At 25.7% G+C, this 14,364-nt stretch carries 10 protein-coding genes; all 10 read right to left on the bottom strand.

Annotated features, from left to right (window positions below; translation table 11 throughout):
- Positions 1–334: 334 nt before the first annotated feature.
- Complete coding sequence (locus HMPREF3186_RS07160; protein WP_060914569.1) at positions 335–1,003, bottom strand: hypothetical protein; 669 nt, start codon at positions 1,001–1,003, stop codon at positions 335–337.
- Between the two features lie 593 nt (positions 1,004–1,596).
- A complete protein-coding gene (locus HMPREF3186_RS07155) occupies positions 1,597–2,187 on the bottom strand; it encodes a hypothetical protein (RefSeq protein WP_060914568.1) in 591 nt (196 codons plus the stop codon).
- Between the two features lie 18 nt (positions 2,188–2,205).
- Positions 2,206–2,445, bottom strand: a complete 240-nt coding sequence (locus tag HMPREF3186_RS07150; RefSeq protein ID WP_060914567.1) for a hypothetical protein — start codon at positions 2,443–2,445, stop codon at positions 2,206–2,208.
- Between the two features lie 1,036 nt (positions 2,446–3,481).
- On the bottom strand, positions 3,482–4,249 hold the full coding sequence (locus HMPREF3186_RS07145; RefSeq protein WP_060914566.1) for a hypothetical protein: 768 nt from the start codon (positions 4,247–4,249) through the stop codon (positions 3,482–3,484).
- A 22-nt stretch (positions 4,250–4,271) separates the two neighbouring features.
- Complete coding sequence (locus tag HMPREF3186_RS07140) at positions 4,272–4,742, bottom strand: single-stranded DNA-binding protein (RefSeq protein WP_060914565.1); 471 nt, start codon at positions 4,740–4,742, stop codon at positions 4,272–4,274.
- A 317-nt stretch (positions 4,743–5,059) separates the two neighbouring features.
- A complete protein-coding gene (locus tag HMPREF3186_RS07135; RefSeq protein WP_060914564.1) occupies positions 5,060–5,731 on the bottom strand; it encodes a hypothetical protein in 672 nt (223 codons plus the stop codon).
- Positions 5,732–5,922: 191 nt separating this feature from the next.
- Positions 5,923–8,646, bottom strand: a complete 2,724-nt coding sequence (locus HMPREF3186_RS07130; protein ID WP_084812680.1) for a DEAD/DEAH box helicase family protein — start codon at positions 8,644–8,646, stop codon at positions 5,923–5,925.
- A 2-nt stretch (positions 8,647–8,648) separates the two neighbouring features.
- Positions 8,649–10,526 carry a DNA methyltransferase gene (locus tag HMPREF3186_RS07125; protein WP_060914563.1) on the bottom strand — a complete coding sequence of 626 codons (1,878 nt, stop codon included), beginning with the start codon at positions 10,524–10,526 and terminating at the stop codon, positions 8,649–8,651.
- 17 nt (positions 10,527–10,543) lie between these two features.
- Positions 10,544–12,637: an AAA family ATPase gene (locus HMPREF3186_RS07120; RefSeq protein ID WP_060914562.1), complete on the bottom strand. Its 2,094-nt coding sequence runs from the start codon at positions 12,635–12,637 to the stop codon at positions 10,544–10,546.
- Positions 12,638–12,660: 23 nt separating this feature from the next.
- Positions 12,661–14,364 (bottom strand): site-specific DNA-methyltransferase (locus HMPREF3186_RS07115; protein ID WP_084812679.1); only part of this gene is annotated, 1,704 nt, incomplete at its 5' end.

Genomic DNA, 14,364 nt, shown 5'->3' with positions numbered 1-14,364 from the left:
TTTTGTACATTTTTATATTGACATTTACAATTAAAACGAAAAAATAAGAAAAAAGCTATACTACTTAATATGGCATAGCTTCCTCCTAATTTTCAAAATCAACCGAATTTGACAAAGACCCCAAAAAGTTAGATTTTTTAGTCTAACTTTTTGGGGTCGGAACATTATTTAATTGAAAATTCAAATAATATTATTATATATTTTAATATTATTATCTACTATAGTTGAATTATATATGTTCATAATATCAGTAAATAACACTTTTATTACTTTTCTTTAACATTTTTATTTATTTGATTCTCTATTCAATTTTCTTTTGGCAATTTTTTCACATTTAATCCAGCGCTAGTATATGTAAGCAAAAGACAGCAACGATATAATCCTCTGTAACTTTACTGTCCATATACTTATTTATATATGAAATATAATCAGCGACATTAATATTACGCATATTCATATGGTGTTTATTAAAAAAGTCATTCTTTACTTTAGAATATTCTTCTACAGACTGATTGATGTTCGTATAAAGTGTTTCAAAGGCGCTATCTAAACTCTCATGATCAAGCTCATCAGGTATCCAATTATTATAAATTTTTTCTCTTATCATTTTCCAAAAGTCAAAAAAACCATAATTTGTTTGTGTACAATATAGCTCAACAATACTATAATGAATGGCTTTTCCCTCATAATAATCTAATATATACTCATATTCATCAGTTTTTTTCCAAATTTGTTCTATGAGTCTAGCTTTAGTGTACCATTTCATTTCTGATATATCTATATTTTTTACAAAATCTAGTTTTTCATTAGTTACCTTTAAAGTTTGAAGAATCTCTAAAAAATATTCTCTTTTATTATTTTCTTCAATTTCCATTGGATTACGATAATATTCATAAGAATAATTATTCTTATAATTACCTTCTGCTTTTGCTACAGCTTCGTCAAAAGCAGCTTGAATTTGATCACCTTCAGCACCTAAAATTTCTTCCCAATCAATACCCATAAATTAACCTCCAAAAATCTAAAAAATTTTTTAAACATTAAATAACATATAATTATCTACACTTTTAATATATAATCCCTATACTATATTTCTATTGTGTACAATATTTTAAAATAATATACTTAACATCCCCTTATTTGATTGATTATTGTTTTGTGATGATTTTATCATAAATTAACACCTCATTTCTAAAGCAGTTATTAGATTATATCAAATAACTCTAATTTTTTCAAGCAATTTAGTAAATAAAATAAGTTATATTATTTTTATTTTTTACATCGGTGTTAATTTATCTTTCTTTTGAATTAGTTATTATTTGTTAATTCAAAAGAAAAAAACTTAGAATTAATCTTTATAATCAACAGCTAAGATTTTATAACTTCTCTTTAAATAATTTATTCCATTAATGAACGTAATATTTCAATAATTTTTATCATTTTCTTTCTTTAAAAGATGTTGACTTGAAATAAGAATTGAGTCATTCTGAAATTAATTTTTTCTATAAGAATAAAATCAGGCTTTGAGGAAATTATTCAAAGCCTGGTCATTTTATATTAACATCCATTAACTAAAATAAAATTATTTGAATTATTTTACTTTTGGTTCTCGTCACTAAAATAATTAAATAAACGTAATGTCTCATTCAAGGGTTCGTGCACTTTAACTATCTGTGCAACGAAATTTCTATCTTCATGATTATTTTTGTTAAAATATGGTTTATTAGAAATATATGGTCTTCTTATCTTGTACTTATCTGCTATTTCATTTATTTGATTAAATAAACTTATAATTAAATCATGCTGTTCAGAACGTCTTCTATCCATCTTAGCAATTAAATCATCTTTATCTTTTGAATTTCCTTCTTCTTTCAATACTTCTCTACATTTAGTTGTAAATTCATTTCTGAATTGTGCGTATCTACCAATGGCTTTAAAACGTAATTGATAGTATTCAAATTTTGAAGAATCATTCTTTATAATTTCTTTAAAAATTATTTGAACAACTTTCCTATATGCTCTTATATCATAAAATTTGATGCACTTATTGTATTTTTGCATAGCACTATCAATATTATCAGGATCATCAATTAAAGTTTCCATAACAATTTCTTCATATAATGAATCTTGTTTATTAACGGCATTATTATATAAATCTTCAGCCAATTCATATAAAGTTTTAGACATATTTGTTCCTCCTATCACTTACATACTATTCAGAGCATTTAACTGTATTGCTCTAGATATAATAGAAAATTCTTTAATTAAAATCTCATATTCAAAATTTTTAAACAGCTCAACTCCTGATTTTTTATTAATTAAAATAGCTATTTCTTTTACCCTATCTTCTGATACGGGTACCATTGAATATACAACATCTAGCAATTCTTCAAAAATATTTGTTCTATCTAAAACTATTAATTTTTCCAATAAATGTTTATCCATTTTATTCTCCTTTAATATAATGATATAAAAAACTTGTAACTTGTAATAATATATATGTAAAACTTATTGTATTTTCTTTAAAGTATCTTTAACTATCTCTTATTATCCATTATTTCACATAGTATTTGTTTTAATTTCAATATTTTATCTTTATCCTTCATTTGAAATAACGCTTTTTTTAATTCTTTCATCGCATTAATTTTTTTATAGTTATTCTCTGTACTTTTAAAAATAATCTCGATAAAAATCTCTCCTTTTTTTAATATATATTAAACTCTTCCTTATACCGCTACATAATATATTAAGACTGATTATTCTATGCTTCTACTATTTCTTTCATCTCTGATGATAAGTATTTGACTGATAACTTTTTCTGAAAACTCATCAATATATTTTTTATAATTTCTATACTTACTATCTCTTAAAAACACCTAAATATTCATTGTGATAAGCTGTTGGGTTATCTAGTAAGTATTTTATTTCTTCATCAGTTTTCTTCATTAAATCTTCACATAATTTTCTATGTAATTTTTGAACACTTAGATTATTAATTATATCTAAATTTAATAAGAAATCTTCTTTGTTATTATAACCATTTTCAAATAAAGAAATATAATAAACAAAGTCATGGAAACTTTTTTCAATAATATAGCAAAAAGGTTTATCAATATTCTTTTTAACATATTTTTCTCTGTTATATTTTTGTAGGGTTGTTAACGTATCAAAAAAACTATAAATTTCATCTAGTTCTTTTTTCTTGAATGCTGTTTTTAGAATATCACCTTCTATTATGTACGGAATCCTTCTATAATCAATGTATAAATTTTCTATAGTAACACCTACTTTTTTATTATATAATTTTACTTTTATTTGGTATTAATCCCTAAGTTTGATAACTTAGATTATTAGCTCAATTCCCGTTGAGACTCATCGAGTCAGAACCAGTGTTTTGTCTACTCTGGAAGTTTCTTGGTTTCATTTTATCCTCAATAAAATTTCTTTAAAACTAAACTTTTCTAGATTTATTAATTAAACACTAAAACTCCCAATCATCATCTGAACCATTTAAAAAATTATTTTTTTGTTCTGAAGTACTCATATTATTTTTGTATTTAGAAATTGTATTGATAATAATACTAGAAACAATGTATTCCTCTAATAATTGCCACGTCAAATATCCTTCTAAATAAGTAGTATAATTATAATAAGTGCGGCACTCATATACCATTTCTTTATAATAGTTTTTATAAAAATCATCTAAAGCAGAAATCCATTCTTTTATAGATTTTCTCGAAGAAATATACATATGTTCAAATTTTTCTTCAACTTCATCTTGTTTCATATAATATTCATCAATCTTATACTTGTCTATTCCTTCTCTTATCGTTTTCCAAAAATCATAAATTCTATCACTTGATATAATACAATAAAGATCAATAGTTCCACAATCTGGCGTGCTCATATTTACAAAAAGTTCATCTTTATTAAAACATTTTATTATAAAATTTATGTCATGACTTCTTTCTAAAATTTCTTTGAGAATTTCATTTTTCTCTTTACTAGTCAATATTGATAGTGTATCATCTACTTTATCTTCATAATCTGGTTCATATGAATCTCGTAATGTATCAAGAGTTTCAAAAAAATAACTTATTTTGTCACTTTCCTCGTCACTTAATCTATCATATTCATAATAATCATAATTATACTTCACTGAAGATTTATTATCCCCTACCCTTTCTTCATAAGCATCAAGAATGTCCTCGCCTTCAGCTCCTAAAATTTCTTCCCAATCAATACCCATTTTTTATTCTCCTATATTTTTATTAATTTTCTTTAAACGGATTTACTACTTGTTGAATAAAATCATCTTCAAAATCTATTTTAAAATCTTTTTCAAAATCTTGAAACGTTACTTCTCCAATACTAGAATTAGTATTAAAACTCATCGAATCAAAACCATTGTTTTGTCTACTATGTGAGCTGTTTTTAGATTCAAGGAATTGAACACTTTCTGCTACTACTTCAGTAACATAAACTGTATTTCCATCTTTACCTTGATAATTTCTAGTCTGTATTCTACCTTCAACTGCTACTTGACTTCCACGTCCTAAGAAACGCGCCATATTTTCTGCTTGCTTTCTAAAAGCTACACAGTTAATAAAATCTGTCTGTCTTTGACCATTTTGGTCAGTGAATATTCTGTTTACAGCTACTGCAAAGTAAAGCATTGGAATATTCGAACTAGAATATCTCAATTCTAGATCTTTAGTTAATCTACCTACTAATACTACTATCTCCTTTTATATATATAAAATCAGCCCATAAATCAATTATGCGCTGTTAGGATCCATATAAAAAAAGATGTTATATCTTTAATTAAAAAAAAGATTCAATATCCTTAATTAAATTCTATTATATATATTTATATTTGTCAATATCTAAATAAAATAATTAAAATAGAATACATTTAATATACACTTTAATTATATTAGATATTTGTCTTTTTGTATATATAAATTCAAATTCGGGGCTGAATTTTTTTCAAGCCCCAAATTTAGTATACAACCGTTTTTCCCCGGTCTACATTCATTATATAACTAAAAAATAAAATTTATTCGAAAAATGTATCTATATATTTATTCAATTCTTTATATATACTTAATTCTGTTATATAATTATCTATTCTACTTTTTGTATTAAATTTTGTGACACTTCCCGCTTTTTGAATTTTAGAATTTAGTATATCTTTATAATCAGCTGCTCCCATTATATACACACTCTCTAAATCTTCTTCTTTGTTATAAACTAAATAAGTGAGAACAACACAACTATCTTCATTTTTATTAGCTTGACTTTTAGGATATAAAAAATTCCAATTTTTTTGAGGTTTCTTTTTAGTTTTCGCTGATTTTACATCAATAAATAATTTTTTTAATCCATAACTCATTTCTATGTCATATTTATCATAAAAAAACTCTTTTATCAAACGTACCTCCTTAAAATTAGGTTTATCTAATTCTAATATTCTATTTATTTCGTCAGAACTAAACATTTCTCCCCAATTTCTTATTTTAAAACCGGATAATTCTTGCATATAATCTAATACATATTTTTCTGAAATATAACCCGAATGACTATCGTGATTAACAACTGTAAATTTATCAAACTTCATATTATTTTTCTCTAAAAACTTTTTACATCTATTTCTAAGTTCTGAATATTCTTGTGCTTCTTCTTTTATAATTTTAGAATCTTCTTTGCTTACATTAAAATGTTTCCACATATGTTCTCCTATAAAATAACTGAATTAATTTTTCTCCTAATTATACGATATTTGGTAAATTTTGTAAATAAAAAATTCGACAAATATTGTAAATAAAAAATACTATTAATTAATTCATTACTTTATAATATTTAACATATTAGCTAGCATCTAAGATTACATATTTAATTTCTTAATAAATTTTCTGTATTCTATACTTCATAATCTTCCTTAGCATCATCTTCTACTACTAGTCTTTCAGCATATGTATTATCTATTCTATATACAGTATCCTTATTGATTTCTCTTAGTTTTTCTTTTACTACTTCCTTACTGATTTTCTCATTAAAGAATGGTAGCCCAACTATTCTAAATCTACTATTATCTACTAAGGTTCTTGCTTCATCACGTCTAGTAATTTCATTTAGGAATTCTTCTTTCCAAGCTTCTTTTCCGTCATAAAATTCTTTACTATAGCCAGCAAATTGACCACCTTTTGGTTCTATAAAGATTTGCCAAGAAGTATTTCCATGTTTTTTATCATTTGCGAACATCAGAAAATCAGGTTCAAAAGCCTGTCCTGTTTCAAAACTATAGATACGAACTGCTTTCTCATTTCGAAGTAAGTAAATATCAGTCCAATTTTCTCTCAAATCTTCCATAACTTCTTTTAAAGCTCGAACTAGTAATTTTTCTTCACTAGTTCCATAATTATCATCATAAGCATACCATTCAATAGAATCTAGATTCTCATAATATTTCGTTTCAATTTTATCTTTTTGTGATATCCCTGTTTCTTTGTCATCACTAGAATTAACTGTGTATTTTCTTATTATTTTATCAGAGAACATCTTCTTAATAGGATATGGTTCAAACTTATCTGATCCATAATATCTATCTTCAACTTCAATAAATCCGTCAGCAATTTTTCTCAAGATTTCTTCTACAATATATAGTTTATCATCTTGTGTTAATTCTCTGAAGTTTGTATAGCTACTTTCCACTGTAACATCGATATCATTTAACATTTCAATAAATTTTTCAGTACTAGCAATTCCATAAAAATATTTTTTTAGATTATTAAATGTAAAATTCTTATTTCTATTTATCGCGTGCCTTACAACATTACTAGTAATTTCTTTGAATCTAAAGTTAATTCTTACTCTTGGACTACCATTGTTTACATCTTTCTCTGAAAACACTTCTAAATCTTCAATACTTTGAGTTGGTAATATTACTTCATAACTCTTTTGAATATAAATCATATCAAGTAGACTTTGTTGTTGTCGTTGAACATATTCTGAATAAGATAGTCTCTTATTCATCCATACTACACCATCTGTATATGTTCTAGTCTTTTTGAATGATTCTTTGAGTTTTAATTCTCTTTCAACAAGTGTCATATCATCATATATCCCAGACTCTCTTAGTACTTGTTTTAATTCAGAAATGTATTTCGGATTATTCGCAGAATGATAGTGTAACTGTTCAATTACTCGTAGTTCATTAGCTTCGTTATTATCAAATTTTCTTGTATATTTTTCATCAATGCTATCAATAACAAATGGATAATACCTAGCACCACGTCCTATAAGTTGTTTTTCAGAGTTAGTAGTAGCTCCTGGTTTAAATCCATTCTTTGTTGTTTTACCATCCCTTGTATCATAAAGTCTAACAATATCGAATAAATTTAATACATCCCAACCCTCGTCAAGCATATTTACCGCAAAAATTGCTCGAACTTCATTTTCTGTTTTTTCTAATGTATTAAGTTTTTGTAAAGTTTCACTAGTTTTTGTTTTTCCATCAATGATTATTAATCGCTCAGCTCTAAATTCTTCTTTCAATTCTTCAATTAAATCATTATTTGAAATATTTTCTTTCTCAAAGTAGTTAAAAGCTTTCTGTAAAATACTGTTTTTTCCATTTTGAATATTTATTAATTGTTTCTGTTTAATTATATCATCTTCAGTAATACTATTAAGCATTTCGTTAAACAGCTTAATATTTCCACTGTTTTCTGATGTTTTTTGTGATTTAAACATAACTAGTGGTTTTAAATTAATACCATGTTTAAGAGCAATTTTCTTTCTATATTGACTTATTATAATAGCTTGTAACATTCTAGTTTCAATGTCACTATCAACAAGATGGAATAATACGTCTTTAGAATATTTATCTAATCGAAATTCTTTTAAATCATATTTGTATATTAAAGATTTTTCATATTTTTTAGCAATATCTTTATTTTCTAAATCTATAGTTGCTGTGAATTCAAATATACTAGATTTTCTTGCTAATCGTTGTATGTTTTCTATTGTTGCTGTCCAACTATCATTATCATTCTTTTCACCTTTATTAAGACCAGCATTTAAATGGTGAGCTTCATCAGCTAGAAGTACAATCGAAATATCTTCAAATTGCTCATATGAAAGTCTATTTTCTCTAATAGTATTTAAATCAGTATGTAGTTTTTGAATAGTAGTAAATACTAAATTTATGCTATCTTTTTGACTATCAGAGAAATCACTAACTTCTCGGATATTTACAACTTGATTATCTATTACTATTTTATCAGCAAATAAGTATTTGCTTGAACCTATTCCACCTAAGAAATTATCTCTAGTTTTTGTTAATATATTAGAATTATTTACAAAAAATATAAAATTACGTTCTCCTTGTTTGAACTTTTCTAATATTATAGCAGCCATTAATAAAGTTTTCCCTGAACCTGTTGCCATATTATACAATATTTGTTCAGGTAAAACTCTATTTTTTTCATCATTTTTGTAATAAAGATATCTACCAATAGCTTCTTTTTGATATGAACGAAGAGGATGTCTTAAATTACTTGAGATATATTCAGGTATCTCATTTTTAAAATCTTTAAAGCCACCTTCACTTGCATTATTATATACTTCATATAAAAATGTCATTATTATTCACCTCCATAGAATTCTTTATTAAGTTTCTTCTCATATTCTGATATTCTATAAGTATCATCATCTATATCAGAAAAATTAACATATAGATTATTCTGATCTATGATTTCAAGAAGTAATTGTTTTTGTTCAGCGAAAGATAGTTCCAAGAATTCTCTTTCCTTTAATTTCTTAGGTTCTACTCTATAAGATAAAAATGATGATTTTCTAGCTAAATTAAATAATTCAATTAACTCTCCAGTTGATTGTGATTCTATTATACTATTTTTAAAATCTTCAGCATCATTTTTCAATTCACAATATACAAACTCTCCTCCACCTTGCCAATTCACATCTTTAGAGATTCCACCTTGTTCTCCAGTTATTACTTTTTTCATACGTTCAACTGTAACAGATTCAATATATTCCATTTGTTCTATTCCTATATATTGTCGGTTCATTTTATGTGCTACAGCTGCTGTTGTTCCTGAACCTAAATGAAAATCTAGTACAAGATCTCTTTCTTCAGTAGAAATTTCTAAAATACGCTTAATTAAATCTTCTGCCTTTGGATATGCAAACACTGTATCATTAAACAACTTTTTTAAATCAATATTTGCATCTTGATTTGTTGCTAAATCATCCCACCAAGTTTCTATCTCCTCTTCTTCTGATTCTCTGTCTTCAATTATATCTCCCCACATCGTATTAGGAATTATACCTACTTGTTTTTTTTCCTCTAAAAATTTCTTATATCTAGGTTTCCCCATACCTTTATTGGGAAACACTATTCTATTATCTTCTAATAGCTTATTAAAAGTCTCTTCTGTAAATCTCCATTCATCTACTATTGTTTTACCAGTAGGAGTAGTAATAGGATAAACAGAACCTCCCTTATTAGTGCATGGATTAGTATCGTAAGGCCCCCTAGGATCATTATCAGGATTTTTAAATTTAGTAATATCAAATTTAGGTATAACTTTTTTTAATTCTCCCTGATCAGTTTTTCTATAAATTAATATATATTCATGAATACTCGAAATATTTTTACTTAAGTTTGCCTGAGATTTTCTTTTTCTATATACTATATTTCCAATAAAATTATTTTTTTGAAACTTTTCATCCATTAAAACTTTTAAATACGCTTGTTCATTATCATCACAATGAACAAACATTATTCCATCGTTACTTAGCAGTTCTTTCGCAGCATCTATTCTATTAGCCATAAAAGTCAACCATGTGGAATGGTTAAATCTATCATTATATCCAAAACTATCACTCCCAGTATTATACGGTGGATCAATATATATACATTTAACTTTACCTGCATACTTCTTCTTTAAACTATGTAAAACAACTAGGTTATTTCCTTTAATAATAAAGTTATCATCTTCTTTAATCTCTTTTACTTCATGCTCTCCGTCTTTATCATAACGTTTAAAGTTAGTGAATACCTTATCATCTAATAGTTTAGTTATTTCTTTTGGCGCTAAAGTTTCATTAAAGAATATTTCATCTCTTTTCGCATCTTCTTTTGTCTGTCCACCTTCTAAAATACAATCCTTGTAAGGAAAATTTAAAACTATATCATGATTTTCACTTAGTAGACTTCCATCTCTGCTTCCTAAACCTATTTTAGTTTTGTATGCTGTAAAACTATCAGGTAAAAATTCCTTATTATTTATAAATTGCAAAAATACATCTTTCTTAAATACTAAGATACCTTCTTCTAATTCAGAAAAAAAATGATTTTTAATTTTTTCTTCTTTCATTAGGACATTAAGTAACTTAGCATCGTATTTTCTAGCTAATTCTGAAAGTTTATTTTTATTTAATATCCCTTCAACAAGAAATTCTTCATGTTGAAGTAATAGATTTTCTAATTCTTTTTTCATTTCAATTCCTTCTTGATTTAATTTTTATTCCAATAATATTCAAAATGTTTCTCAGCATTAATTTCTTTAAAAACATTTTTTACAATATCTAATAATTCATCTTTATTTTTTCCGTTTAATTCTGCTTCTAGATCATCAATTGAGTGAGAATTAACATTGAATAATTTTTGTGCTTCACCATTATCTTCAAATAAATTTATACCAGTAAATTTTTCAAAAGTTTCAAAAATTCTACGAAGTGGATTAATCATATAACTTGCTTTGTCATTTTCATACAAAAATTTCACTTCATTCCATAATGATCTATAACTCGTATCAATGTCTTCACTTCCACTAGTTATATTTTTAATTTCAGTTTTTCTTCCCATTTTTATTAAATGTACAGTATTTTTTTTATCTTGTTTGCCATTCCACCACTTGTATCTAAGGTTAATATAAAAATGAACATTATGTGTTAATATAAAAATTTGCTGATCTTCCCGTAAATTTTTCAATAGTTTTTGTAATTTTGTTATCATCAAATATTGTACAGTATCGTCATTACTATTCATTGGGTCATCGAATACTATCACTTGTTCTTTTGCCTCCACTAAATTTATATCATCTAAATTAAAAAGAAACCATAAAAAAGCTACTATATTCTTCTCACCTGTACTTAAGGTTGCTATATCTCTTAATTCTCCATCATATCCTTTTATTCTATATTGTCCTTCTTGGTTGCAATCCGAAAATGTCTCTAATGAGAAAGATTTATTACCCAATTTTTTTAGCAAATCATTAATTTTCTCTGCAGCTATTGACTCATCTGTAGTTCTATTTTTCAAATCTTTTAATTTTAATTCTATGTTTACTAATTTATCTTTTAATTTATCGTATCTATCTTTCTCTTTATTGTATATTATACATTTATTATCATAATCAATCCTTTTAAGATCATATTTGAAATCATCGCAAAGTTTAGCTATTTGATTTGATAATAAAGTAGCTCTTGCATTTTGTTTATTATCACTTAAATTCTTACCATATTCATTATTCTTATTATTCAATACTTCTATTTTTGTGAGTATATTACATAATAATATTTCTGATTCTAATTCAATCTTTTCTAATGGATTGAATAAATTAGTTCTTCTTTCTTCTAGCTTAAATTGTATTTTATTTAATACTTCTAAAACCTGATCTTTTATATTTATCAATTCTTCATTTAATTCTTGTACCTCTTGATGAAATTCAAAATAGTATTCACTTTTGTTTAAGAGATTCATTCTACCTATGTTTGATTTCTTCTCGACAACCTGAAGATACATTTGATTTAATTTATTCTCAAAATCTTTTACTCCATCATTAAAATACTCATTTAAATTTTTAATTCTTTCTTTAGAAATTTCTGATTGGCAAAACTGACACCTCGATAAATTCTGATGCAATACCAAGCCTTCTTTTACCCAATTTTTATGTTTTTCAGATTTAAATTCTAATACTATTTTCTCTAATAATTGAAATTGAATTAATATATTTACTTCTGCGATTAATTCTTTCAGATTAATATCAGTATGTGGATTTATTTCAATAATATTTAAAATATCTTCATTTAATATTTTTCCATATTTTATCTCTTCTTCACTGTATAATTTTTTTGCATTTTTTATCTGATTCTTAAAATGATTCTTATCATAGTTTGGACCAGTAAGTTCAGTATAATTATTTTTTAATTCTTTAGCGGATTCTTTATAAAATTTTTCTAGTTTTTTTTCGAGATTTTCCTTTGATTGTTTTGCTTTATATAATTCTGAATTCGTATTATTTTCCGCTAATTTTTTTATTTCCGCACTAATTTCCGTGATATCCTTAGTTAATTGTTCTAATTTTGGTTGTAAACTAACATTTTCAGTACCTAGTACTATAGAATTCAATTTTTTGTTATCTTTAATTATACTATCTATTCCTTGAAAAATTCTTATATCATACGTTTCAGAATATTCATCTTTAATAGCTTTAGTTATAGAACTTTTACCCGATCCATTTTTTCCAAAAATAATATTTTTTTGTTTTAAATTTTCCAAAGATTCAACATTAAAGACATTTTGTGGTAAATCTAACTTCTTAATCATTTTTCACTCTGCCTCTTAAGAAACTATTTATAAAATTGATCATTAAGTATTCTTTCACAATAAGAAGTTTCATAATTCTCATCTTCTATATCTGTATAATTAACATATAAATTATTATTATCAACAATTTCTAAAAGCAATTTCTTCTGTTCAGCAAAAGATAATTCTAAGAATTCTTTTTCTTTTAATTTTTTAGAATCTATTCTATATGATAAAAATGATGATTTTTTTGCTATCTTTAATAATTCTAATAATTCTTCTGTAGTTTGTGCTTCTATCACTTTATTTTTATAGTCTTGTACATCATTTTTCAACTCACAATATATAAAATCTCCTCCCCCTTGCCAATTCACATTTTTAGAAATACCTCCTTGTTCACCTAAAATTACTTTTTTCATTCGTTCAATAGATACATTTTCAATGTAATCCATTTGTTCTATACCTATATATTGACGATTCATTTTATGTGCTACAGCTTGCGTAGTTCCACTTCCCATAAAGAAATCTAAGACAATATCTCCTTCTTCACTACCTAACTGAATAATACGTTGAATGAGTTTTTCAGGCTTTGGCGTCCCAAAAACAGCCTGTCCATCAAATAAACTCTTTATTTCTTTTTTAGCATCTTGATTATGACCAACTTCCTGATACGTCCATATCGAATCATTATTAGTTATTTCTATTATTTTTTCAATTTCATCATACTCACTATTTGTATCTAACCACACTGTTTGAGCCACAACACCATCTTTAACTTCTGATAAAAATCTTTTTATTCGTGGAACATTGTCTCCATCTTTACCAAACCATATTCTATTCTCCTTAACAAATTCATTAAATCTCTCTTTACTTAATAACCAACTTCTCCCCTCAGGAGGATATACGCTTCTTCCACTTGGAGTCACAATTTCATAAACATTACTATCTACAGCAGGACCAACAGAAAAATTATCACTTTGCCAAACCCCTCTTGGATCCATATCAGGATTTTTATATCGACTATTTGCCTCCTCTCCTCTTGGCAATTTATTTAATTCTTTTTCACTTGAATTATTTTTGGCATATACAAGTATTGTGTCATGACTTTTAGAAAAAGTTTTCTTTAGATTTACAGGAGCATATGCTCTTTGCCAGATTATTTCATTTAAAAAATTCTCTCTTCCAAAAATCATATCTGCAAGAACTTTTAAATAGTGACTCTCATAGTCATCAATTGAAATCCATATTGTTCCATCATCGGATAATAAATCCCAAGCAACTTCCAAACGATTTTTTATAAAAGTAAGCCATGTAGAATGATTAAAATGATCATTATAGTTGAAACTGTCCTTACCTGTGTTGTACGGAGGATCAATATATATTAATTTTACTTTTCCTGCATACCTCTTTTTTAAGCTATGTAAAACAACTAAGTTATTTCCTTTAATGATTAAATTATCATCTTCTTTTATTTCTTGTACTTCATGCTCGCCTTCTTTATCATATCGTTTAAAATTTGTAAATACCTTATCATCTAATAGTCTTGTTATTTCTGTTGGTGCTAAAATTTCATTAAATAATACTTCCTCTCTTTTAGCATCTTCTTTTGTCTGGCCACCTTCTAGTATACAATCCTTATAGGGAAAGTTTAAAACTATATCATGATTTTCACTTAATAAATTTCCTTCTTTGTTACCTAAACCTATTTTTGTTTTATATGCTGTAAAACTATCAGGTAAAAATTCCTT

The organism is Gemella haemolysans, assembly GCF_001553035.1.
Taxonomy (GTDB): domain Bacteria; phylum Bacillota; class Bacilli; order Staphylococcales; family Gemellaceae; genus Gemella; species Gemella haemolysans_B.
The sequence above is the reverse complement of the archived record's forward strand: the minus strand, read 5'-3'. Positions and strand labels throughout refer to the sequence as shown.

Excerpts from the sequence above, each read along its gene's own strand:
- HMPREF3186_RS07145 (WP_060914566.1), bottom strand. The coding sequence starts at position 4,249 with ATGGGTATTGATTGGGAAGAAATTTTAGGAGCTGAAGGCGAGGACATT.
- HMPREF3186_RS07130 (WP_084812680.1), bottom strand. The coding sequence starts at position 8,646 with ATGACATTTTTATATGAAGTATATAATAATGCAAGTGAAGGTGGCTTT.
- HMPREF3186_RS07155 (WP_060914568.1), bottom strand. The coding sequence starts at position 2,187 with ATGTCTAAAACTTTATATGAATTGGCTGAAGATTTATATAATAATGCC.
- HMPREF3186_RS07135 (WP_060914564.1), bottom strand. The coding sequence starts at position 5,731 with ATGTGGAAACATTTTAATGTAAGCAAAGAAGATTCTAAAATTATAAAA.
- HMPREF3186_RS07120 (WP_060914562.1), bottom strand. The coding sequence starts at position 12,637 with ATGATTAAGAAGTTAGATTTACCACAAAATGTCTTTAATGTTGAATCT.
- HMPREF3186_RS07150 (WP_060914567.1), bottom strand. The coding sequence starts at position 2,445 with ATGGATAAACATTTATTGGAAAAATTAATAGTTTTAGATAGAACAAAT.
- HMPREF3186_RS07125 (WP_060914563.1), bottom strand. The coding sequence starts at position 10,526 with ATGAAAAAAGAATTAGAAAATCTATTACTTCAACATGAAGAATTTCTT.
- HMPREF3186_RS07160 (WP_060914569.1), bottom strand. The coding sequence starts at position 1,003 with ATGGGTATTGATTGGGAAGAAATTTTAGGTGCTGAAGGTGATCAAATT.